Genomic DNA, 23,051 nt, shown 5'->3' with positions numbered 1-23,051 from the left:
GTTCCAGCTACGGTGATCGATGCCCCGGGTCACCGGGGTGATCGGGAGAAGCCATGTGCAGCAACGATTTCCGTGCGGTCCGGGTTGCCGTGGTCGGCGCCGGGTTCGGCGGGATCTGCGCGGCGCTGCGGCTGCGCGCGGCCGGGCACCGGGAAGTCACGGTGTTCGACGCACGGGACGGGGCCGGCGGCACCTGGGCGGCGAACCGCTACCCCGGGGTAGCCTGCGACGCCCCCTCGCACGTGTACAGCTACTCCTTCACCGAGCCGCCCGCGTGGTCGCGCCGGTTCGCGCCGGGCGCCGAGATCCGCGGCTACCTCGAGCGCTGCGCCGCCGGCCTCACCCTGCGCACCGGAACCGCGGTCACCGCCGCGACGTGGTCCGGCCGGGATTGGCTGCTGAGGCTCGGCGACGGCACCGCCGAGCGGTTCGACGTGCTGGTCGCCGCCACCGGGCAGCTCGCGGTGCCCGCGGTGCCGCCGCTGCCCGGACTCGCCGAGTTCGGCGGCCGGGTGCTGCACACCGCGGACTGGCCGGACGATTTCGACCCGACCGGCCGCCGGATCGCGGTGGTCGGCACCGGGGCCAGCGCGGTGCAGCTGATCCCGGAGCTCGCCCGGCGGGCGGCGGCGCTCACCGTGGTGCAGCGCAGCGCGCCCTACGTGCTGCCGAAACCCGATGTGCCGTACCGGGTGCGGGCGCTGCACCGGCGCTTCCCCGCGGTGCGCCGGGCGACGCGGGCCGCGCTCTGGGCCGGGCTGGAGGCGATGACCCTCGGCTTCTGGCGCTGGCCCGCGCTGCTCCGGCCGATCGAGCGCGCGCACGCGCGGACGCTGCGGCGCACCGTGGCCGACCCCGCGCTGCGGGCCGCGCTCACCCCGGCGGACCGGGCCGGGTGCAAGCGCATCCTGATGGCCGACGGGTACCACGCCGCGCTCACCCGCCCGCACGTCACGCTGGTCACCGCGCCGATCGCCGCCGTCGAGCCGGGCGCCGTGCGCACCGCCGCCGGGCGGCACCCGGCCGACACCCTGGTCTTCGCCACCGGCTTCGACACCGGCGGCTTCGCCACCACCCTCGACATCACCGGCCGCACCGGCGCGACGCTGGCCGAGCAGTGGGCGGGCGGCGCCCGCGCGCACCTCGGGCTCACCGTGCCCGGCTTCCCGAATCTCTTCCTGGTCTACGGCCCGAACACCAACCTCGGCTCCGGCTCCATCGTCTTCATGCTGGAGACCCAGGCGGCGCACATCGCCGCCGCCGTCACCCGGCTCGCCGCCGCCCCGCCGGGCAGCGCGCTCGAGGTGACCGAAACCGCCTTCGCCCGCTGGTCCCGGCTGCTCGACCGCCGCTTCGCCCGCCCGCTGGCCTGGAACTCGGGCTGCCTCAGCTGGTACCGCGATGCCGCGGGCCGGGACGCGCACAACTGGCCGGGCGCGCTCATCGAGTACCGGTTGCGCGCCCGGCGCCCGCGGAAGCGCGACTACCGCCTGCTGTCACCGCCGCCCGGCTGATCCCGTCCACACCGGCCGGGAACCCGATCGAGTATGAATCATCGAGGACATCCGACGAGAGGACCGATATGACCAGCACCGCACCCCGCACGGCGATCGTCACCGGAGCCGCGCGCGGCATCGGCGCCGCCACCGCGCGCCGCCTGGCCGCCGACGGCCTCGCGGTCGCCGTCTTCGACCTCGACGAGGCGGCCAGCCTGGCCTCCGCGGAGCAGATCACCGCGGCGGGCGGCCGGGCGATCGGGCTCTCGGTCGACGTCTCCGACGAGGAGGCGGTGCAGCGCGGCGTGAGCCGGGTCGCCGAGGAGCTCGGCGCGCCGACCGTGCTGGTCAACAATGCCGGCATCCTGCGCGACAACCTGCTGTTCAAGATGACGACGGGCGACTGGGACGCGGTCATGAACGTGCACCTGCGCGGTGCCTTCCTGATGAGCAGGGCCACCCAGAAGTACATGACCGAGGCGAAGTTCGGCCGGATCGTGAACCTCTCCAGCACCTCCGCGCTCGGCAACCGCGGCCAGGCCAACTACTCCGCGGCCAAGGCCGGGCTTCAGGGCTTCACCAAGACGCTCGCCATCGAGCTCGGCAAGTTCGGGGTCACGGTGAACGCCATCGCGCCCGGCTTCATCGCCACCGACATGACCGCGGCGACCGCCGAGCGGGTCGGCGTCACCTTCGAGCAGTTCACCGAGGCCGTGGTCGGGCAGATCCCGGTGGGCAGGGCCGGGCAGCCGGACGACATCGCGCACACCGCGTCGTTCCTGGTGAGCGAGGGCGCGGGCTTCGTCTCCGGCCAGGTCATCTACGTGGCGGGCGGCCCGACGGACTGACCGTCAGGGCAGCGGCGGCAGCTCCAGGTTCTCCCGGAAGGTGCCGCCGATGTAGTCCTCGCCGACGATGCCGCGCTTCCGCAGCAGCGGAAGCAGGCCGTCGAGCACGTACTCGCGGCCGCGCGGGTCGGCGAGCCCGCCCAGGGTGACGAGGTCGAGCACGCCCGCGTCGTAGCGCTCCGCGATCGCGTCGGCGATCTGCTCGACGGTGCCCACCTCGGCCCAGTGCCCGGTGTCCTTCGCCGCCACGATGAGTTCGCGCAGCGTCTTGCCGGAGCGGGCGAGCCGGGTGAAGATCTCGGCCCGGCCGCGCCGCCGGTTCACCGCGGTGACGTCGGGGAGCAGCGATTCCGGCAGCGGGCGGTCCAGCGGCAGCTCGGCGAGGTCGACGCCGCCGCCGAGCATGTCCTCCAGCCCCCTGCGGCCCGCCTCCAGGTCGGTGTTCTCGGCGCGCTCGGCGGCGAGCCTGCGGGCCTCATCCTCGGTGCCGCCGTAGGTGGCGTGCAGCGAGCTGAAGATCAGCGGCAGCCCGTCGGTGCGGCCGAGTTCGGCGGCGCGGGAACGGATCCGCTTCGTGAAGACCAGCGCGTCCTGCAGGGTGGCGAGCGAGGTGAAGACCACCTCGGCGAAGCGCGCGCCGAGCTCGACGCCGCCCGCGGACTGCCCGGCCTGGAACTGCACCGGCCTGCGCTGCGGCAGCGTCGGGATGTTCAGCGGGCCGCGCACCGAGAAGTACTCGCCGGTGTGCTCGATCGGGCGCACCAGCGCGGGGTCGAGCACGGCGCCGCCGCTGCCGTCGGGGGTGAGCGCGCCCGGCGCCCAGCTGTCGAAGAGCGCGTTGGTCACCTCGAGCACCTCGGTCGCGCGGGCGTACCGCTCCTCGGGGCTGGGCAGCTCCCCGGCGCCGTAGTTCTCCTCGCCGAGCGAGGAGGTGACGGCGTTCCAGGCGGCGCGGCCGTTGCTGACGTGGTCCAGCGTGCCGAAGAGCCTGGCCAGGTTGTACGGGTGGTGGAAGGTGGTGGTGACGGTGGCGATCAGCCCGGCCCCGCTGGTCACCCCGGCGAGCGCGGCCAGGAAGATCAGCGGCTCCTGTGCGCCGATGGCGCCCTGCTTGCCGAAGGAGAGCAGGTCGGCGGCGAAGAGCGCGTCGATCCGGTGCTCCTCGGCCAGCCGGGCGATCTCGATCGCGGTGTCGAGGGTGGAGCGGGCCGGGTCGACGGCGGCGGCGTAGACGTCCGCCCCTCCGCTGACTCCGGTCACGGTCTTGAGGGGGCGGCGCGCACGGACCATGACAGCCGACGCTACGAGCCGCCGCCGCGCCGGGCACCGTTTGCGCTCAGCCGGATTCGTACCCACCCCGGAACCGGGGGTGAGCGCCGTACAGTGAGCCCGATCGAAGGAGGTTCCGGTGGCCCCTGTCTCTCCGGTGTCCCCGCGGCGCGGGGTGACGACGCTGCTGGCCCTGCTCTTCGCCCTGGTCGCCGCCGCGGCGGGCGCGGTGGCGCTGCCGGAGCAACCGGACGACGTGGTCTGGCTCTGCCGCCCCGACCTCCCCGCCGACCCGTGCCGCGGCGACCTCGGCACCACCGTCTACCGCGACGGGCAGCCGCCCGAGGTGGTCCGGCCCGCGGCCGGGCCGCGCGACGTGGACTGCTTCTACGTCTACCCGACGGTCTCCACCGAGCTCTCCTACTCCGCGAGCAGGGAGGTCGCGCCGCCGCTGCGGTTCATCGCCGCGCAGCAGGCGCAGCGCTTCTCCCAGGTGTGCGACGTGTACGCGCCGGTCTACCGGCAGCGCACCCTGCTCGCGCTGCGCTCCCCCGGCTCGCCGGAGCAGGCGCGGGCCGCGGCCGAGCTCGCCTTCGCCGACGTGGCGCGGGCCTGGGAGCAGTACCTCGTCAACGACAATGGCGGCCGCGGGGTCGTGCTGATCGGGCACTCGCAGGGGACCAGGATGCTCCGGCAACTGCTCGGCGAACGGATCGAGCCGGATCCGGCGGTGAACGCGCGGCTGGTGTCGGCGGTGCTGGCGGGCGGCAATGTGGTGGTACCGCGCGGCGCCGACGTCGGCGGCGATTTCCGCACCGTGCCGCTCTGCCGCGAGCGCGCGCAGACGCACTGCGCGCTGGCCTGGTCGCTCTTCGGCGAGACTCCGCCCGCGGAGGCGCGCTACGGCACCACGCCGACCACGCCCGAGGCCGCGCCGCAGCCGTACGGCGCCGGCTACGAGGTGGCCTGCGTGCACCCGGCCGCGCCCGGCAGCACCGACGAGGTCGCGTTGCACACGCTGGTCCGCACCGGGAGCGCGCCGCAGCCGCTCGGCACCGCCCTGCCCACCCCGCCGACCCCCTGGCTGCGGCCCGCGCAGCGCTACCGGGCGCAGTGCGCGCACGTCGGCGGCGCGCACGTGCTGCTGGCCGCGCCGGAGCCGGGCGCCCCGCCGCTCGGCCCGTTCCCCGACCCCGGCTGGGGGCTGCACGTCGCCGACCTGACGCTCCCGCTCGGCGACGCCGTCGACACGGTGGCCGCCCAGATCAGCGCGTACCGGCGGCACTGAGCGCGGTGCACGGGATCTTATCGATCAGCGATCAATAGTGGGTTAGGGTCGGGACATGGACTTCCGGCCCTCCGACCGCGCCGCCGAACTCACCGCCGCGGCCCGCGCGTTCCTGGACACCGAGATCGAGCCGGTGGAGGCGCGGTACCACCACGAGGTGGCCGCGCTCCGCGAATCCGGCGGCGACCCGTGGCAGCCGCTGCCGCTCCTGGCCGAGCTGCGGGAGAAGGCGCGGGCGCAGGGGTTGTGGAACCTCTCCCTGCCCGCCGGCGAGGGCGACGCCTACGCCGCGCGGTACGGCACCGCGGGCGGCGCCGGGCTGAGCAATGCCGACTACGCGCCGATCGCCGAGGTCACCGGCCGCTCCTTCCTGGCGCCGTACCTGTTCAACTGCAATGCCCCCGACACCGGCAACATGGAGGTGCTGCTCAAGTACGGCGACGAGGCGCAGCGCGCGGAGTGGCTGGAGCCGCTGCTCGAGGGCCGGATCCGCAGCGCCTTCTGCATGACCGAGCCGGACGTGGCCTCCTCCGACGCCACCACCATGGAGCTCAGCGCCGTCGTCGACGGCGACGAGATGGTGATCAACGGCCGCAAGTGGTGGTCCACCGGCGTCGGCCACCCGGACTGCAAGATCCTGATCGTCATGGGGCTCACCGACCCCGAGGCCGCGCGGCACAGCAGGCACTCCATGGTGCTCGTGCCGCGCGACGCCCCCGGCGTGAAGGTGGAGCGGATGCTCTCCACCATGGGGATGCAGGACGAGCCGTTCGGCCACGGCGAGGTCTCCTTCACCGATGTCCGGGTGCCGCTGTCGAACGTGATCGCCGGGCCGGGGCGGGCCTTCGAGATCGCCCAGGGCAGGCTCGGGCCGGGCCGGGTGCACCACTGCATGCGGCTGATCGGGCTCGCCGAGAAGGCGCTGGAGCTGGCCTGCGAGCGCGGCCTCGCCCGGACCGCGTTCGGCAAGCCGCTGGTGAACCTCGGCGGCAACCGGGAGCGGATCGCGGAGGCGCGGATCGCCATCGACTCCACCCGGCTGCTCGTGCTCAACACCGCGTGGAAGCTGGACGAGGGCGGGCCGCTGAACGCGCTCAGCGAGGTCAGCCAGATCAAGGTCGCGGCGCCGACCATGGCCCAGCGGGTGATCGACTTCGCCATCCAGCTGCACGGCGGCGGCGGCCTCTCCGACGACTTCCCGCTGGCGGCGGCGTGGACCAGTGCCCGCGCGCTGCGGCTCGCCGACGGGCCCGACGAGGTGCACAAGGGCGTCATCGCGCGGCTGGAGCTCGGCAAGCACGGGGCGAGGCGATGAGCCGCGGGGTCGTCCTGATCACCGGCGCCAGCTCCGGGCTCGGCGCCGAGATGGCGCGCCAGTTCGCCGCGCGCGGCTACGATCTCGCGCTCACCGCGCGCCGCACCGAGCGGCTGGAGCAGCTGGCGGGCGAGATCGCCGCCATCCACCCGGGCACCAGGGTCGAGGTGCGCACCCTCGACGTCACCGATTTCGACGCGGTGCCCGGGGTCTTCGCGGAGATCGCGGAGGCGTTCGGGCGGCTGGACCGGGTGATCGTGAACGCCGGGCTCGGCAAGGGCGCCCCGCTCGGCACCGGCCGCGCCGACGCCAACCGGGAAACCGCGCTCACCAACTTCGTCGGCGCGCTGGCCCAGATGGAGGCGGCGCTGGAGATCTTCCGCGCCGCGGGCGGCGGGCACCTGGTGGTGATCTCCTCGATCTCCGGGCTGCGCGGCATGCGCAAGACGCTCACCACCTACGCCGCCACCAAGGCCGGGCTGGCGCACCTGGCCGAGGGGGTGCGCTCGGAGCGGATCCCCGGGGTGAAGGTCACGACCGTCTACCCCGGCTACATCCGCTCCGAGATGAACGAGCACGTCACGCAGAAGACGCCGTTCATGGTCGACACCGAGACCGGGGTCAGGGCCATCGTCGCCGCCGTCGAGAAGGAGAAGGCACAGGCGTACGTGCCCGCGTGGCCGTGGATTCCGCTCGGCTACGCGCTGCGGGGGCTGCCGCTCTCGGTGGTGCGCAGGCTCACCTGACGCGCGAGCTCGTGGTACGAGTACGGGATGGAGGGCACACAGTTCGGCCGGTACCGGCTGCTCGATCTGCTCGGCGCGGGCGGCATGGGCCGGGTCTACCGGGCGCACGACACCGGCACCGACCGGACCGTCGCGCTCAAGGTGCTGCCCGAGCAGTACGCCTCGGACGCCGGGTTCCGCGAGCGGTTCCGGCGCGAGGCGCATGCCGCCGCCCGGCTCACCGACCCGCACGTCGTCCCGATCCACGACTACGGCGAGATCGACGGGCAGCTCTTCCTCGACATGCGGTTGGTCGACGGCACCGACCTGGGGAAGATCATCGCGGCGGGGCCGCTCGCGCCCGCCGACGCCGTCCACTACGTCGAGCAGGTCGCGCAGGCGCTCGACGCCGCGCACCGGGCCGGGCTGCTGCACCGCGACGTCAAGCCGTCGAACGTCATCGTCACCCGCACCGGTTTCGCCTACCTCATCGACTTCGGCATCGCCAAGGATCTGGCCGCGACCGGGATCACCAGCACCGGCGCCACCATCGGCACCTTCACCTACATGGCGCCGGAGCGGCTCGGCGCGGCCGAGGTCGACGCCCGCGCCGACGTCTACGCGCTGGCCTGCGTGCTGCACCAGGCGCTGACCGGGCAGCTGCCGTTTCCCGGCGACAGCATTCAGCACCAGATCGTGGCGCACCTGAACACGCCGCCGCCCGCACCCTCGCAGGTGCTTCCCGGGGTGCCCGCGGAGTTCGACGCGGTGATCCGGTGCGGGATGGCGAAGGAGCCGGACACGCGGTACGCCACCGCGGGGGCGCTCGCGGCGGCGGCACAGGCCGCGGCGGTCGCGGGCGGGCAGGGGCACCGGGTTCGGACCGCGCCCACGGTGCTCGGGGCGGGGGTACCGGGACGCGAGCCGCGCACCGCGCCGACCGAACTCGGATCGGCCTCGGCAGTACCGGCCGCGCACGAGACCCGGACGGCGGCGACGACGCCGGGCGCTGCGCGCGGGCAGCGGAGGACGCCGGGCACCACGCGCGGGCGGCGGAGGCGGCTGGTGATCGGCGCGGCGGTCGCAGTGCCGATACTCGCGATCGCGACGGTCGCGGCGCTGATCCTGCGTCCGGATTCGACCGGCTCCGCCATCGGCCTCGCCGACGCCACCGGCTCCGCCACACCCAGCGCTTCCGCGACCACACCCAGCGCTTCCGCGACCACCCCCGTCGCTTCCGCGACCACACCGACCGCCACCCCGCCTGCCGCGGCCCCGCTCACCACCCCGCCCATCCCGCCCGGCCCGCCGGTGGACGACGCGATGGCGAACTTCGTCCGCGCGCACTACGCCGACCTCCCCGCCGACCCCGCCTCCAGCTGGACCCGCTTCACCCCCGCCTACCAGCGCAGAATCGGCCGGACCGCGCACACCGAGTTCTGGTCGGGCATCGCCGCGCTCTCGGTCGCCGTCACCGGCGTGGACGCGCCCCGGAACCGGGTCTCCCTCGACCTGGTCCTGACCGGGACGGACGGCAGCGTCCGCCGGGAACAGCGGGTCCTCACCCTGCAACCGGACGGCGGCTCCTACCTGATCGCCGCCGCCGAGCAGATCAACTGAATCCCGCGTATTCCGCGCCCCGAATGGGTAAACCCGCTTCCGTGACCGAACCCGGAAACACCACAGCGCCCGATCTCGGCGAGCACACCGACACCACGCACCCCGACGACTACGAATCCGAGCAGCGGAAGATCCCGGAGAACGAGGACGTCAACGAGGACGCCGGCGACGTCGAGCCCCCCGACTGACTGTTTCACCGGTGGCGGCGCGGGCATCCCGGCTCCATGGGAATCACCGTCGCCGTCACCGGTCCGACCGGTGAGATCGGCATCTCCGCCGTCACCGCGCTGGAAAAGGACCCCGCCGTCGACCGGATCATCGGGATGGCCCGCCGCCCCTTCGACCCGGCCGCGCACGGCTGGACCCGGACCGAGTACCGGCGCGGCGACATCCTGGACCGGGCCGCGGTCGACGCCCTGGTCGCCGACGCCGACGTCGTGATCCACCTGGCCTTCGTCATCATGGGCTCGCGCGCGGAGAGCGCCCGGGTCAACCTGGAGGGCACCCGCACCGTCTTCGCCGCGACCGTGGCCGCGGGCCGTCCGCGCCGCCTCGTCTACACCTCCTCGGTCGCCGCCTACGGCTACCACCCGGAGAACCCGTCGCCGATCACCGAGGACGTGCCGCCGAACGGCTCCCCCGAGCACTACTACTCCGAGCAGAAGGCCGCCTGCGAGCGCGCGCTGCTCGAGCTCACCGCGAACTCCGGCCTCGAGGTCTACGTGCTCCGCCCGTGCATCGTCGCCGGGCCGAAAGCGCCTGCCCTGCACGACCTCCCGTGGGAGAAGGTGCCCGGCCCGATCCGCGCGCTGATGCGCTCCGCGCCGCTCTTCAAACCGGTCGTCCCGGACCCCGGGCACCCGCTGCAGCTGGTGCACCACGACGACGTCGCCGCCGCGATCGCGCTCGCCGCCACCACCTCAGCCGCGCCCGGCCCCTACAACATCGCGGGCGACGGCACCCTCACCCTCTCCGAGGTCGCCACCGCGCTCGGCGGCCGCCCGGTGCGGGTCCCCGCCGCGACCGCCACCGTCGCCTCCGCCGCGCTGGCCCGGCTCCCCTTCGTCCCCGCCACCCTGGAGTGGCTGCACATCGTGCGCACCCCTGTGGTCATGGACACCACCCGCGCCAAGCGCGACCTCGGCTGGCAGCCGACACACACCGCGGCGGAGACCCTCGCCGCGCTCGCCGCCTCCCGCTGACCCGCTCCGGTACCGACCTCGCCCTCTGGGCCTGAACCTGCGGCGGCACCGCCCGCCTCTCCGGTGAACAGGGCAGGCCGCGATCGACGCCCTGAACGCCGTTGTCACGCAGGGGATGCAGTAGGCCGTAGCCGTCTCGTCCGCTGAATGAGCAGCCGGGCTACCGGCCGTACTTTCGGTCATGCGGCGGGCGCCCCGGCGACCGCCCGCAGGCTGATCCGGCGGGCGGCTCAGCCGAGCAGCGGGAAACGGCCCGAGCGGAGCAGCGCGACGACACCCTCCACCTTCTCCGCCGGGGCGGCGTAGTCCGGGTGCGCGCGGAAGACGGCGGCGGCGTCGTGTAGCCGGACCATCTGCCGCTCGGCCGCGGCGGCATCGCGCCCACCGGGGGTGACCGGGTGGCCGGTGAAGGCGGGGCGGGCGGGGTCGATGCGGCCGCGCGCGGTGGCGGCCTCGATCCGTCGGGTGCAGCGGCAGCGGGCCCCGCTGTCGACCCGGCCGCAGTTGGCGGTGAGGAAGGCACCCAGCCTGGCCCTGGTGCGCTGCAACCGCTTCCGGTACGCCGCCGGGGCGATGCCGAGGATCCAGGCGGCATCGGCCGAGCTCAGCTCGAAGACCTCGGCCAGCACGAAGCCGACCCGTTCGGCGCGGTCCAGGCACTGCAGCATGGCCTGGCTGCACTGCAACCTGACCTCGGTGGCGAGCAGCTCGGCCTCGGGGCCGCGCTGATCGGTGGTGGCGAGGCCGTCGAGCAGGGTGTTCGCGAAGATCTCCAGGTCGATCCCGCCGCGCTCCTGCGGGGAGCGGCGGCGCTGGTTCAGCAGGTGGTTGACGCCGATCCGGTAGGCCCAGGTGAGCAGCGCCGCCTCGCCGCGCCAGGTGGCGAGGTGGGTGAGCACGCGGAGCAGGATCTCCTGGGTGGCGTCCTCCGCGTCGGCGCGGTTGCCGGTCATCCGCAGCGCCAGCCGGTAGAGCGGGTCCTGCACCCGCCGGAGCACCGCGTCGACCGCGGCGACCTCGCCGCCCACCGCCCTGGCGACCAGTTCGGCATCGCCCGGCTCCGCAACCCCGGCACCGGCGACCGGTCGGTCATCGTCCGGCTCCGCGTCGGCCTCGTCCACCATGCCCTGATCGTCACCCCCGCCCGACCCCGCGGCAAGCGCGCTCACCCGGTCAGCCCGGGCCGCCGGAGCCACGCCGCGACGGCGGCGCCGATCTCGTCCGGCCGCTCCTCCGGCGCGTGATGCCCGCCCGCCCCGATCGACACCACCTCGACCGCGGCGAACTCCCGCAGGGCCAGGTCGATCATCTCGGGCGAGCCGAGCCCGACCCCGTTCTCGACCGCCATCAGCAGCTTGGGCACCTCCGGCGACCCGGCCATCCACCGCCCGTACCGCTCGACGATCGCCACCACATCGGCGGGCTCCCCATCCAGCGGAAACTCGCGCGGCCAGGCGAGCATGGGCAACCGCGACCGCGGCGTCGGGTACGGCGCCCGGTAGACGTCGAGATCCTCCACCGTCAGCCCCGGCACCTGACTCGGCAGGTTGAACTCCAGGAACATGTTCTCCCGCAACACCATCGCCTCCCCCTCCGGCGAGCGGAACCGACGGAAGAGCTCGGCCCCCCGCGGCGGCAACTCGGCCCAGCGCAGCGGCCGCAGGAACGTCTCGACCAGCGCGATCCCGCGCACCCGCCCCGGGTGCCTTGCCGCCCAGTCCATGCCGAGCGCCCCGCCCCAGTCGTGGCCGACCAGCACCACCTCACCTTCGACCACCGCGTCGAACCAGGCGTCCAGGTAGCGGGCGTGATCGGCGAACCGGTAGCCGATCTCCGGCTTACCGGAATCACCCATGCCGATGAGGTCGGGCGCGAGGCAGCGGTTGTCGGCCGCCACGTGCGGGAGCACGTTCCGCCAGATGTAGGAGGAGGTGGGGTTCCCGTGCAGGAACACCACCGGGACGGCACCGGCACCGGTGTCGAGGTAGTGCAGGAACGAATCGAGTACGGGCAGTGCGGGCACGGCTGGCATCCCTTCGCCGGGGTCGGATACCGGTTTCGACACCGCGCCCGGCCCGCTGTGACCGTGATCCACGTCACCCATACCTCGAGCTGCTAGGCTGGCCGCACATACCTAGTGGAACTAGGCATAGGGGTGCCATGTATATCGACAAGGATCTGGTGGCGGCGTCGGCGACGCCGCTGGTGCTCGGCATCCTGGCCGACGGCGAGTCCTACGGCTACGCGATCCTGCAACGGGTCAGGGAGCTGTCCGGCGGGCGGATGCAGTGGTCCGACGGCATGCTCTACCCGCTGCTGCACCGGCTGGAGCGCGCCGGGTACGTCTCGGCCAGCTGGGGCAGCTCGGCGACCGGGCGGCGGCGCAAGCACTACGCCATCACCCCGACCGGCCACGAGGCGCTGGCGCAGCGCCGCAGCCAGTGGGTAGTGGTCGCCGACGCGCTCGACCAGGTCTGGCGCGGCCTTCCCCCGGTCACCGCGGGCAGCCCCGCGTGACCGACGTGGCGCTGGACGCGCAGATCGGGCAGTGGCGCGGCTACGTCGTGCGGCACCGGGCGATCTCGGCCGCGGACGCCGACGAGATGGAGGACCATCTGCGCGATCAGATCGCCGAGCTCGGCGCCGCCGGGCTGGAGCCGGACGAGGCGTTCCTGGTGGCGGTGAAGCGCATGGGCCGGGTGGACGACATCTCCCGCGAATTCGCCCGCGAACACTCCGACCGGCTGTGGAAGCAGCTGGTGCTGCCGCCCGAACCGGCCCGCGCCGGCGGCCGCAAGCCCGACCTGGAGCTGCTGGTGGTGCTGGCGCTCGGGCTCGGCGCCGGGCTGACGCTGGAGCTGGTGCGGCTGCTCGAGCCGGACGACAACCTGGTCGCGCGGAATATCGGGCTCTTCGTGCTGCCCTTCCTCGCGATCTACTTCGCCTGGAAGCGGCGGATGCCGCTGCGCGCGGCGGCGCTGCTGCCGGTGCCGTTCGTGCTGGCCGGGGTGCTGCTGAACGTCTACCCGTTCGTCGAGGACGGCGATGTCGAGGTCGTCGTCGTCGTGCACGCGCCGATCGTGCTGTGGCTCGCGGTCGGTCTGGCCTATCTCGGCGGCGAGTGGCGCTCGGACCGGCGCCGGATGGACTTCGTCCGGTTCACCGGCGAGTGGGTGGTCTACCTGACGCTGCTCGCGCTCGGCGGCGGCGTGTTGATCGGGCTGACCGTCGGCGCCTTCGACGCGGTCGGGCTGGACGCCGAGGACTTCGTGGTCGAGTGGGTGCTGCCGATCTACGCGGGCGCCGCGCTGGTGGTGGCGGCCTGGCTGGTCGAGGCGAAGCAGAGCGTGGTGGAGAACATCGCGCCGGTGCTCACCCGCGTCTTCACCCCGCTCACGATTCTCATGCTGCTGGCGCTGCTGGTGGCGCTGGCCGCGAGCGGCAATGTCGCCGACGTGGATCGCGGCCTGCTGATCACCATGGACGCCATCCTGATCCTGGTGTTCGGGCTGGTGCTCTACGCCGTCTCCGCGCGCGACCCGCTGCGCCCGCCCGACCTCTTCGACCACCTGCAGCTGCTGCTGATCGCCCTCGCGCTCGCGGCCGACCTGCTCATGCTCGCGGTGATGACCAGCAGGATCGCCGAGTTCGGCGCCACCGCCAACAAGACGGCGGCGCTCGGGATGAACCTGGTGCTGCTGGTGAACCTGGCGGGCGCGGCCTACCTGGCGGCCGGGTTCCTGCGCCGCAGGCGCGGCTTCGCCGCCATCGAGCGCTGGCAGACCGGCTACCTCCCGGTCTTCGGGATCTGGGCGGCAGTGGTGCTCGCGCTCTGGCCGCCGCTGTTCGACTTCGCCTGAGCCGGGGCCGGGGCCGGGGCCGGGCGGCGCGGTGCCGCCCGTCCCGGCGCGCTCAGGCGTCGGCGGCGACCCGATCGGCATTGGGCAGGCCGAGGTTGTCGCGCAGCGTGGTTCCGCTGTACTCGGTGCGCAGCGCGCCGCGCTCCTGCAGCAGCGGCACCACCCGGTCGACGAACTCGTCCAGCCCGGTCGGCACCAGGTGCGAGCCGAGGATGAAGCCGTCCGAGCCGTCGTTCTGCACGAAGTCGTCGATCTGCCGCGCCACCTGCTCCGGCGTGCCGACCAGCGGACCGCGCTCGAACTGGTCGATGACCACCTCGCGCAGCGAGAGCTTCTTGGCCTCCGACACCTCGCGCAGCCTCCGCACGGTGGCGAAACGGTCCTGGTGCACGAAGGCACGGCCCTGGATGATCGGCGGCGCCTTTGGGTCCGGCTCGATGTCGGGGACCGGGCCGTCGGGGTCGAAGGCGGAGAGGTCGCGGTTCCAGATCTGCTCCAGCAGGATCAGCGCGGTCTGCCCGGTGACCTGCTGATTGCGCACGTCGTGGTACTTCTCGATCGCCTCGGCCTCGGTGTCGCCGAGCACGAAACTCGCCGAGGGCAGGATCTTGATGTCATCCGGCTGCCTGCCCGCCGCCACCGCGCGCGCCTTGATGTCGCGGTAGAAGTCGGCCGCCTCCGGCAGTTGGCCGTAGGGCGAGAAGATGGCGTCGGCATTGCCCGCGGCGAAGGCCCGGCCCTGCGGCGAGACCCCGGCCTGCAGCAGCACCGGCCTGCCCTGCGGGCTGCGCGGCACGGTGAACCGGCCCTCGATGTCGAACTGCTGCCCGCGGATGGCGAAGGCGCCCGCGTCCGGCCGGGCCAGGAACTGCCCCGACTCCTTGTCGGCGACGATGTCGTCGGCGGCCCACGAGTCCCAGAGCTCGCGCACCGCGTGCACCGTCTCCTCGGCGCGCACGTAGCGGTCGTCCCGGTGCAGGAAGCCGCCGCGCCGGAAGTTCTGCCCGGTGAAGGCGTCGAACGAGGTGACGACGTTCCAGGCGGCCCGGCCGCCGGAGAGGTGGTCCAGGCTGGCGAACTGCCTCGCCAGCTCGTAGGGCTCGTTGAAGGTGGCGTTGATCGTGCCTGCCAGCCCCAGGTGCTCGGTGACGGCGGCGATCGAGGCGAGCACGGTGAAGGTGTCCGGGCGGCCGATGACGTCCTGGTCGAAGACCTGCCCGGCGCGCTCGCGCAGGATCAGCCCCTCGGCGAGGAAGAAGAAGTCGAACCTGCCGCGCTCGGCGGTGCGCGCGGTGTGCTCGAAGCTGGAGAAGTCGATCTGGCTGCCCGCCCGCGGATCCCACCACGCGGTGTGGTGGTTGACCCCGCCCAGGTAGGCGCCGAGGATGACCTGCTTGCGGTTGCTGCTGCTCATGGTGGCCTCGCTCAGGCGGTCGCGTAGCGGTTGGGAACGGTGGTCGGCAGCTCGAGCACGGCGCGCAGGCCGCCGTCCGGGTAGCCGGTGCGGAAGGCGCCGCGCCGCTGCAGCGCGGGGACGAGCGCGGCGGTGATCGCGGCCAGGTCGTCCACGGCGACGCCGGGGCGCAGCCGGAAGCCGTCCAGCCCCTGCCCGCCCCAGGCGGTGAGCAGCTCGGCCAGCTCGTCGGCGCTGCCGGTGAAGACGACCGCGTCCGAGCGGTACTCGGCGCCGGCGAGCTCGTTCAGCCGGGCCAGCCGCCGCGCGCCGCTCTCCGCTTCGGTGTCGAGGAAGACGACGAGGTCGGCGAAGATCCGCAGCGGCTCGCCGCTCCGCCCGACCTTCTCGGCGGCCGCGGCGACCTGCGCCACGATCGGCGCGGGGCCGTGCTTCCTGCCGGGCGTGACGAACACCAGATCGGCGCCGCGCGCGGCGAATTCGTAGACCAGCGGGGCGTGCGCGAGCGCCGTCACCACCGGCTGGCCCTGCGGCGGGCGCGGGGTGATGGAGGGGCCGCGCACGGAGAAGAAGCGGCCTTCGAAGTCGATGCGGTGCAGTTTGTCGCGGTCGATGAAGCGGCGGTTCTCGACGTCGCGGATCTCGGCGTCGTCCTCCCAGGAGTCCCAGAGCCGGCGCACCACCTCGACCACGTCGGCGGCCTCCTCGAAGAGCTCGGGGATGTGCGCCGGGTAGGTGCCGGTGGCGATGGCCTCGGCGTGCTCGGCGGCGGTGAGATCGCGGATCTCCCTGCGGCCGAAGTGCTTCGCCTCGGAGCCGGAGGCGGAGACCCTCGCCTGCCAGCCGGCCCGGCCGCGCGAGGTGAAGTCCAGCGTGGCCAGCGCCTTGGAGACGTGGAACGGCTCGGTGTGCGTGACCGTGACCGTCGGAATGAGCCCGATGTGACCGGTCACCGGCGCCACCCGCGCGGCGATCAGCTGCGCGTCGATCCTGGCCCTGACCTGGTCGGCGGAGCCGGGGTTCTCGTCGTGCCGGTCGCCGGGGGTGCGCAGGCTGTCCTCGATGGTGACGAAGTCGAGCAGCCCGGCCTCCGCGGTGCCGACCAGGTCGGTCCAGTACCCGGGGGTGAAGAGCTCGGTGGGCCGGGAGTTCGGCTCCCGCCATGCGGCCGGGTGCCACCCGGCACCGTCGAGCGCGACGCCGATGTGGAGGGGTTTCGGTGCCATCGTCTCCCGTTTCTGTGCGCGTGGATGGTCACTCCGTGCAACGTCGTCCGGCGGTGCGACGAACGCCGTGCACCGGGCCGTCGAACCGGCCCCGCTGGTCGCCTCGGGTGTCAACGATTCGGATCAGCTCGAGCGCGCGGGAACAGCACCCCGAATGGAATTGCGGTGAGCGCAACCCGTGCCCGCGATCGTGCGCCTCGCTAACGTCCAAGGCCGGACACCGTTGCAGGAGGAGCGTGCGTTGACCATCGACACGGCCATCGAACCCGAGATCGCGCTGCACCCGCTGGACGACCCGGTGCGGTCCTCGCTGCGCGGCGCGCACCGCCGCTTCGCCACCTGGACCGGGCGGATCGCCCGCTACCACCCCGAGGTCGCCGCGTTCGTCGGCCACCCGCCCGCCCTCGACGACCGGGACTGGCTCGATCTCGCCGCCGTCCTCGGCCCCGGCGGCAGCACCGGGCTGCGCGGCTTCGGCCACGTGCTCCCGGACGGCTGGACCATGCTCAGGGAGTTCGACTCCGTCCAGCTCGACGGCAGCGCCCTGCGCACCGAGCCCGACCCCGCCCTCGAGGTGCTCACCGGCGCGGACGTCCCGGAGATCCTGGAGCTCATCGCCCGCACCGAACCCGGCCCGTTCGCCCCGCGCACCATCGAGATGGGCACCTACCTCGGGATCAGGGAGCGCGGGCGGCTGGTCGCCATGGCCGGGGAGCGGATGCACCCGACCGGGTGGACCGAGATCAGCGCGGTCTGCACCGATGCCGAGTTCCGCGGGCGCGGGTACGCGTCGCGGCTGGTGCGGGCGGTCGGGGCGGTGGTGCGCGAGCGCGGGGAGGTGCCGTTCCTGCACGCGGTGGCGCACAACCACACGGCCATCAGCCTGTACGAGACGCTGGGGTTCACGCTGCGGAAGCGGTCGAGGGTGACGCTGGTGCGGGCACCGGGCTGAGGTTCGCCTGCCAACGCCGCGGTTTCGCGACGCGGGCTGCACCGGCTCGGGCCGATCAGCCGCCGCCCGGCCGGAACCGCTCGCCCGCCAGCACCGGCACCACCCCGCTCACCCCGACCTCCCCCGCGATCGCCACATCCTCCGGGTACCCGCCCGCGATCAACTCCCGCCCGGAACCACACTCGCGCAGCGCACTCCCGACCTCCCCCTCGACCGCCAGCCACGCCTGCACCGCCATCCGCGCCTCCGGCGAGAACCCCTCCCGGCCGCGGAGATTCGCGAGCACGGCCCCCGCCCCCCACAGATCCTCGACGGCGGGCCGCAGCGACCCGTCCGGCCAGCGCTCCCCCGCCGCCACCACGGCGACGCTGCGCCCCCCGATCCACTCGGCCACCGCGGCGGCATTGCGCAGCGACGCCCCCGCGCACAGCGACCCCGCCGCGGCGAGCCGGTGCGCGATCGTCGAACCGTTGGGCGAGGGCAGCACCAGCCGCTCGAAGGGCGCGGCCCGGCGAATGGTCCCCGGTGAGAGGCTCACCTGCCCCGGCCCGGCCACCCGGCGCCCGACCGCGCCGACGGCGCCCCGCGCGGCGGCGTACTCGGCGACCCCGTCGTGCCCCCACCGGTACGGGAACACCTCGATCCCGAGGTCGGCGGCGACCGAGAGCGTGGTGGTGAAGGAGAGCACGTCGACCACGACGGTCACCTCGGCGCGCACGGCCTCCGCGCCGACGGGCCCCCAGTCGAAGCGGACCCGGTACTCCCCCTGCCGATGCTCGGGATTCACCGCGGCAGCAGCGAGCGGAGGTGCCCCTCCCAGACCTTCGGCTCGCGCACCAACCAGGCCACGCTGTCGCCGTCGACGGAGATCCGCAGCAGGTCCCGGCGCACCGACTTGCCGTTGTGCGAGCCCACGATATCGACCCCGGTCACCGCGGTGAGCGGAATCTCCAGCGGCTCGGACGATCCGGCGCGGCGGAACCACAGCCGCTGCCCGGTGAGCACCAGCGCGCCGTTGCCACGAATCTGTTTGCCGCCCTTCGACGCCCAGCCGAAGTAGTTCGCCATGGGGTCGCTGCGCAGCACCTCGCCGGGCGCGAAGGCGGCCTCGACGGCGCTCGCCGACGACTGCCCGACCCGGCCGGTGACGAAGACGACGGTCAGTGCGATGACACCGCCGACCAGCCCGACGATGACAATGACCAGAAGCACGATCAGCAGGATTGTCACGGCCGCAGCCTAACCGGCTCGGGCCGGGGAGGAGCGAGCATGACGCGCGAGCAGGATCGGCGGCGCCCGGTCGGGCTCGGGCTGCGGGCCTGGGTCACCACGAAACTGGTGCGCCGGGTGCTGCGGTTCCTGGCCTGGTCGCGGATCGTCCGGGTGACGGTGATCGACCGCGAGATGGTCCCGGCGCGCGGGCCGGTGCTGGTGGCGAGCAACCACATCTCCATGCTGGACGCGGTCTTCCTCTGGGGCGCGCTGCGCCGCCGCGCCATGGCGGTGGCCATGGCCGAGCTGTGGACCTGGCCGGTGGTCGGGGTGCTGGTGCGCGGGCTCGGGCACATCCCGGTGATCCGCCGCGACCCCGACTCCGGCCGCGCGGCGCTGGAGCAGGCCGAATGGGTGCTGCGCCACGGCGGCGTGCTGATCATCTACCCGGAGGGGCGCTGCGTGCGGCCCGGCGAGGTCGAGCCGTACAAGCCGGGCGTGGCGAAGCTCGCGTTCGGCACCGGGGTGCCGATCATCCCGGTCGGCACCACCGGCACCGACGACGTGCTCCCGCTGCGCGGCGCGGAGGGCACGGGCCGCTTCGACCGCACCCGCCCGGTGACCATCCGCTTCGGCCTGCCCATCGATCCCGCCGACTTCGATTCGCCGGAGGCGCTGCTGAGCCACCTGCGCGAGCGCATCGAGGAGCTGCGCGGCTGACCACCCCTCGACAGACGGCCGGATCCCTCGTACCGTTCCGAGAACGGAACTCTCCTCGAAGGAGAACGTAAGGAGCCGCTGTGGCCGCCGAGCCGATCCCGCAGACCCGCTACACCTTCTGCCGCTACTGTCCGGCGGCCTGCGGGCTGAAGGTGACCGTCGAGGAGAACCGGGTGCTCACCATCTTCCCGGACAAGCAGAACCCGCACAGCTGGCGCGATTTCTGCGGCAAGGGCCGCACCGCGGGCAAGCTCGTCGAGCACCCGCGCCGGATCCTGGCGCCCATGCGGCGGGTCGGCGACGGGTATGTCGAGGCCACCTGGGAGGAGGCGCTCGCCGATATCGCGGCCAGGATGACCGCGCTGGTCGAGCGCGGCGGGCCGGACGCGGTCGGCGCCTATTACGGCAACCCGGCCGGTTTCTCCACCTCGAACCTGGTGTTCATGAACGCCTGGCTGGACGGGATCGGCACGCAGAACCGCTACGCCGTCGGCTCGGTCGACCAGAACGCCGCGCACGTGGTGGCCGACGCGCTCTACGGCTCCCCGATCATGATCCCGACCTCGGACATCGACCGCTGCGATTACTTCCTGCTGGTCGGCGCCAACCCGGCGGTGAGCGCCTGGAACTGGCTGGAGTCGGCGCCCGCCGGCTGGCAGCGGGCCCTGGAGCGGCAGCGCGCCGGTGCCCGGATCGTGGTGGTCGACCCGCTGCGCACCGAGAGCGCCGACCGGGCCGACCTGCACCTGGCCGTGCGGCCGGGCCAGGACTGGGCGCTGCTGCTCGCCCTGGTGGCGGTGATCCTCGGCGAGGGGCTCGAGCACAACGGCGACTGCGCCGACCTGGTCACCGGCCTGCCCGAGCTGCGCGCCATGGCCGCCGCGGCCGACATCGACGACCTGGCCGCCCGCTGCGACATCCCCGCGCCGCTGATCCGCGAGGTGGCCAGGGATTTCGCCACCGCCCCCGCGGCCATGGCGGTCACCCGCACCGGGACCGCGCTGCACACCTCCGGCACCGTCGCCGAGTGGCTCGGCCACGTCCTCAACCTCGTCACCGGCCGCATGGACCGCCCCGGCGGGCGCCGCTTCGAGCCCGGCGTGCTGGACGCGCTGCGGATCACCGCGCTCGCCCCGGCGACCCCGCACCGCAGCCGGATCGCGGGCCGCCCGCTGGTGGCCGGTGCGCACGCGCTGAGCGAGCTGCCGGCCGAGATCACCACGCCCGGCCGCGGGCAACTCCGCGCACTGGTGCTGAACTGCGGCAACCCCGTCGTCTCCGGCCCGGACGGCGCGGCGCTCGACGCCGCGCTCGCCGACCTCGAGCTGCTCGTCGCCATCGATGTCGTGCAGCGGGAGAGCCACCGGCACGCGCACTGGCTGCTCCCCGCCACGCACTGGCTGGAGCGCGACGACCTGCTGGCGCTCACCAGCGGCATGCACGACGAGCCCTTCGTGCACTACGGCCGCGCGGTGCTGCGCCCACCGCCGCAGGTGCGCGAGGAGTGGCGGATCTTCCTCGATCTGGCGCTCGCCATGGACGTTCCGCTGTTCGGGGCCCGCGGGCTGAACGGCTTCGTCCGCGCCACCCGCCTGCTCGCCGCGCGCACCGGCCGCCCCGGGCTCGCCTTCGGCGCACACTGGGTGGACCGGCTCATGGTCGCCTCCGCGCGGCGCTTCGGCGGGCGCAAACCGCGCTGGCGGGAGATCGCCGCCGCGCCGCACGGGCTCGTGCTCGGCCCGCGCGAGTACGGGCACTTCCGCAAGGCGCTGCGCACCGAGGGCAACCGGGTCCGGATCGCGCCGCCGGAGTTCATCGCCCGCACCCGCGAGCTGCTCGCCGAGCCGGTGCCCGCGGCCCCACCCGGGTTCCCGTTCCAGCTCGGCAACCGCCGCCGCAGACACTCGATGAACTCCTGGCTCAACGAAATCCCCGGCCTGCACCCGGGCGGCAAACGCAACGACGCCCTGCTGCACCCCGACGACGCCGCCGCGCTCGGCATCGCCGACGGCGACCTCGTCCGGGTCAGCTCCCCCACCGGCGCCATCGAGCTGCGGGCCGCGCTGAGCGACCGGCCGCGCCGCGGCATCGTCGTGGTCGACCACGGCTGGGGCTCCCGCGTCTTCGACCCGCACGGCGGCGCCGGCCCCGAGGTATACGGCGCCAACCGCAACCTGCTCGCCGACACCACCGTCGACCCGCTCTCCCAGACCGCGGCGCTGAACGCGGTCCACGTCGCGGTCGAGCGGGTTCAGCCGAGCCGGTAGAAGGTGGCGGCGTTGTCCCACAGCACGGCCGCCGCGTGCGCGCCGGCCACCTCGGCCACCAGCTCGAGATCGGCGTCGGCGAACGGCCTTCGAGCCCGGGTGGACGGCAGGTCGGTGCCGGTGAGCAGCGCGGACGGGTCGACCTCGAGCACGGCGCGCATCGCAACCGCCGGATCGAGCTCGACCCGCCCGAACCCGGTCGCCTTCACCTTCACCCCCCGCTCGACCAGCCGCAGCAGCTCGGGCAAACCGTCCGCGTGCAGCCCGAGGTGGTCGATGCTCACCGCGGGCAGCGCCGCGATCGTGCCCGCCAGCTCCGCCAGATCCCGGGCGTCGATGTAGAGCTCCGCGTGCCACCCGGCGACCTCGTGCACCCGCCGCGCCAGCCGATCCAGCTCGGTCGGCGCCGCCGACCCCCCGCGCCGCACGTTGAACCGCACCGCCCGCACCCCCGCCGCGTCCAGCTCCGCGATCTCCGCGTCGGTGACCTCGGCCGGAACCTGCGTCACGCCGACGAACCCCGGACCGAGCTCGGCCAGCGCCGCCCGCAGATACCCCTGGTCGAAGCCCTGGAACGAGCCGGAGACCACCGCGCCGCCCGCGATCTCCAACCCCGCCACCCGCTCCCGGTACCGCGCCGCGGTGAACTCCGGCGGCAGGTAGCCGTTGTTCTCGGTCAGCGGGAAGCGCGGGTCGATGATGTGCAGGTGGGCGTCGAAGAGGCGCATCCGCTCACCCTAGGGCGCGCTCGCGGGCCAGGAAGGCGCGGAAGGTGGTGGCGGGGCGGCCGGTGAGAAGCTCGACCGTGTCGGTGACCGTGGCGAGCCCGCCCCGCGCCACCTCGGCGAAGAGCGCGGCGACGTCGGCGGCGAACGGTGCGGGCAACCCCTGCGCGACCAGCGTCTCGGCGAATTCCGCCGCGGGCAGGTCCCGGTAGCGGACCGCGCGCCCGGTCGCGGCGGTGAGCTGGGCCGCGATCTCGGTGTGGCTCAGCGCCTCCGGGCCGGTGAGCACGAAGGTCTCGCCCGCGTAGCCGGATTCGAGCAGCGGCGGCACCGCGCAGGCCGCGATGTCGGCGGCGTCGATGTAGGCGACCCGGCCTTCGCCGTAGGCGCCGACCAGATCACCGTCCGCGGTGAAGGCGCCGGTCCCGGTGCGGAAGTTCTGCATGAAACCGGAGGGCCGCAGGAGCACCCACTCCGGCCCGGCCGCGCGCAGCCGCTCCTCGAGCACCGCGTGCGCCCCCTCCGCGAGCAGCCCGCCCGCCCGGGCCCCCTGCACCGACACCTTGACGATCCGCCGCACCCCCGCCCGCACCGCGGCCTCGATCACCGCGCCCTGCTGCGCGATCATCGGCTGCGGCCCCGGTGCCGGTACGGCGCCCGGCGAACAGAGGAAGACCCGGGTGACGCCGTCGAGCGCGCGGTCGAGCGAGGCGGGGTCGTCGAAGTCGCCCACCGCCACCGCGCCGGGCAGGTTCGCCCGCGCCGGATCGCGGACGAGCGACCGGAACGCCGCCCCGCGCCGATGGAGCTCCGCCACGAGCGGGCGGCCGATGGAACCGGTCGCACCGGTCACCAGGATCATGTGGTCTGCTGAAGTCGAAACACCCTCGGAATACTAACTCGAGGAACCCT

At 73.8% G+C, this 23,051-nt stretch carries 22 protein-coding genes; 13 read left to right on the top strand and 9 right to left on the bottom strand.

What is annotated here, in order from left to right:
- Nucleotides 1–53 precede the first annotated feature (53 nt).
- Nucleotides 54–1,514, top strand: a complete 1,461-nt coding sequence (locus tag LTT61_RS29265) for a flavin-containing monooxygenase (RefSeq protein ID WP_233017234.1) — start codon at nt 54–56, stop codon at nt 1,512–1,514.
- A gap of 68 nt (nt 1,515–1,582) precedes the next feature.
- Complete coding sequence (gene fabG / locus LTT61_RS29260) at nt 1,583–2,344, top strand: 3-oxoacyl-ACP reductase FabG (protein ID WP_233017233.1); 762 nt, start codon at nt 1,583–1,585, stop codon at nt 2,342–2,344.
- A gap of 3 nt (nt 2,345–2,347) precedes the next feature.
- Here fabG and LTT61_RS29255 read toward each other — a convergent pair whose 3' ends face one another.
- Nucleotides 2,348–3,634, bottom strand: a complete 1,287-nt coding sequence (locus tag LTT61_RS29255) for an NtaA/DmoA family FMN-dependent monooxygenase (RefSeq protein ID WP_233017232.1) — start codon at nt 3,632–3,634, stop codon at nt 2,348–2,350.
- A gap of 118 nt (nt 3,635–3,752) precedes the next feature.
- Here LTT61_RS29255 and LTT61_RS29250 point away from each other — a divergent pair, with 118 nt between their 5' ends.
- The 6 genes from LTT61_RS29250 to LTT61_RS29225 are packed head-to-tail and all read left to right on the top strand — an operon-like array spanning nt 3,753 to nt 9,763.
- A complete protein-coding gene (locus LTT61_RS29250; RefSeq protein WP_233017231.1) occupies nt 3,753–4,901 on the top strand; it encodes a DUF3089 domain-containing protein in 1,149 nt (382 codons plus the stop codon).
- Nucleotides 4,902–4,956: 55 nt separating this feature from the next.
- Nucleotides 4,957–6,216: an acyl-CoA dehydrogenase family protein gene (locus tag LTT61_RS29245; RefSeq protein WP_233017230.1), complete on the top strand. Its 1,260-nt coding sequence runs from the start codon at nt 4,957–4,959 to the stop codon at nt 6,214–6,216.
- Entirely contained in the window at nt 6,213–6,962 is a 750-nt protein-coding gene (locus LTT61_RS29240) for an SDR family oxidoreductase (protein WP_233017229.1), read from the top strand. The genes LTT61_RS29245 and LTT61_RS29240 overlap by 4 nt, the downstream gene beginning before the upstream one ends.
- Nucleotides 6,963–6,989: 27 nt before the next feature.
- Nucleotides 6,990–8,561, top strand: a complete 1,572-nt coding sequence (locus LTT61_RS29235; protein ID WP_233017228.1) for a serine/threonine-protein kinase — start codon at nt 6,990–6,992, stop codon at nt 8,559–8,561.
- 41 nt (nt 8,562–8,602) lie between these two features.
- Nucleotides 8,603–8,749, top strand: coding sequence for a hypothetical protein (locus LTT61_RS29230; protein ID WP_233017227.1), 147 nt, complete (start codon nt 8,603–8,605; stop codon nt 8,747–8,749).
- Between the two features lie 36 nt (nt 8,750–8,785).
- On the top strand, nt 8,786–9,763 hold the full coding sequence (locus LTT61_RS29225) for an NAD-dependent epimerase/dehydratase family protein (RefSeq protein WP_233017226.1): 978 nt from the start codon (nt 8,786–8,788) through the stop codon (nt 9,761–9,763).
- Nucleotides 9,764–9,993: 230 nt separating this feature from the next.
- Here LTT61_RS29225 and LTT61_RS29220 read toward each other — a convergent pair whose 3' ends face one another.
- A complete protein-coding gene (locus tag LTT61_RS29220) occupies nt 9,994–10,932 on the bottom strand; it encodes an RNA polymerase sigma factor (protein WP_233017225.1) in 939 nt (312 codons plus the stop codon).
- A complete protein-coding gene (locus LTT61_RS29215; RefSeq protein WP_233017224.1) occupies nt 10,929–11,786 on the bottom strand; it encodes a haloalkane dehalogenase in 858 nt (285 codons plus the stop codon). Before LTT61_RS29215 ends, LTT61_RS29220 begins: the two co-directional genes overlap by 4 nt.
- 137 nt (nt 11,787–11,923) lie before the next feature.
- On the opposite strand from LTT61_RS29215, the gene LTT61_RS29210 reads away from it, so the two are divergent.
- Together LTT61_RS29210 and LTT61_RS29205 are read left to right on the top strand one after the other, a co-directional pair.
- Nucleotides 11,924–12,280, top strand: a complete 357-nt coding sequence (locus tag LTT61_RS29210; RefSeq protein ID WP_233017223.1) for a PadR family transcriptional regulator — start codon at nt 11,924–11,926, stop codon at nt 12,278–12,280.
- Nucleotides 12,277–13,623: a permease prefix domain 1-containing protein gene (locus LTT61_RS29205; RefSeq protein WP_233017222.1), complete on the top strand. Its 1,347-nt coding sequence runs from the start codon at nt 12,277–12,279 to the stop codon at nt 13,621–13,623. The genes LTT61_RS29210 and LTT61_RS29205 overlap by 4 nt, the downstream gene beginning before the upstream one ends.
- Before the next feature lie 52 nt (nt 13,624–13,675).
- Here the strand turns inward: LTT61_RS29205 and LTT61_RS29200 are convergent, their stop codons facing one another.
- Entirely contained in the window at nt 13,676–15,037 is a 1,362-nt protein-coding gene (locus LTT61_RS29200) for an NtaA/DmoA family FMN-dependent monooxygenase (protein ID WP_233017221.1), read from the bottom strand.
- 11 nt (nt 15,038–15,048) lie between these two features.
- Nucleotides 15,049–16,263: an LLM class flavin-dependent oxidoreductase gene (locus LTT61_RS29195; protein ID WP_233017220.1), complete on the bottom strand. Its 1,215-nt coding sequence runs from the start codon at nt 16,261–16,263 to the stop codon at nt 15,049–15,051.
- A gap of 241 nt (nt 16,264–16,504) precedes the next feature.
- On the opposite strand from LTT61_RS29195, the gene LTT61_RS29190 reads away from it, so the two are divergent.
- Nucleotides 16,505–17,215 (top strand): GNAT family N-acetyltransferase, encoded by a 711-nt coding sequence (locus LTT61_RS29190; protein ID WP_233017219.1) that lies wholly within the window; start codon nt 16,505–16,507, stop codon nt 17,213–17,215.
- Between the two features lie 55 nt (nt 17,216–17,270).
- On the opposite strand, the gene LTT61_RS29185 is transcribed toward LTT61_RS29190, so the two are convergent.
- Entirely contained in the window at nt 17,271–18,002 is a 732-nt protein-coding gene (locus tag LTT61_RS29185; RefSeq protein WP_233017218.1) for a 2-phosphosulfolactate phosphatase, read from the bottom strand.
- Nucleotides 17,999–18,445, bottom strand: coding sequence for a hypothetical protein (locus LTT61_RS29180; protein ID WP_233017217.1), 447 nt, complete (start codon nt 18,443–18,445; stop codon nt 17,999–18,001). Before LTT61_RS29180 ends, LTT61_RS29185 begins: the two co-directional genes overlap by 4 nt.
- 39 nt (nt 18,446–18,484) lie before the next feature.
- Between LTT61_RS29180 and LTT61_RS29175 the strand changes: the two genes are divergently transcribed.
- On the top strand, nt 18,485–19,147 hold the full coding sequence (locus LTT61_RS29175) for a lysophospholipid acyltransferase family protein (RefSeq protein WP_233017216.1): 663 nt from the start codon (nt 18,485–18,487) through the stop codon (nt 19,145–19,147).
- 80 nt (nt 19,148–19,227) lie between these two features.
- On the top strand, nt 19,228–21,414 hold the full coding sequence (locus tag LTT61_RS29170; protein WP_420094710.1) for a molybdopterin-containing oxidoreductase family protein: 2,187 nt from the start codon (nt 19,228–19,230) through the stop codon (nt 21,412–21,414).
- On the opposite strand, the gene LTT61_RS29165 is transcribed toward LTT61_RS29170, so the two are convergent.
- Nucleotides 21,399–22,142: an amidohydrolase family protein gene (locus LTT61_RS29165; RefSeq protein ID WP_233017215.1), complete on the bottom strand. Its 744-nt coding sequence runs from the start codon at nt 22,140–22,142 to the stop codon at nt 21,399–21,401. The genes LTT61_RS29170 and LTT61_RS29165 overlap by 16 nt on opposite strands.
- A 4-nt stretch (nt 22,143–22,146) precedes the next feature.
- Nucleotides 22,147–23,001: an SDR family oxidoreductase gene (locus tag LTT61_RS29160; protein ID WP_233017214.1), complete on the bottom strand. Its 855-nt coding sequence runs from the start codon at nt 22,999–23,001 to the stop codon at nt 22,147–22,149.
- Nucleotides 23,002–23,051: the final 50 nt, after the last annotated feature.

Source organism: Nocardia asteroides (assembly GCF_021183625.1).
Lineage (GTDB): Bacteria > Actinomycetota > Actinomycetes > Mycobacteriales > Mycobacteriaceae > Nocardia > Nocardia asteroides_A.
This window is presented reverse-complemented; position numbering and strand designations above follow the sequence as displayed.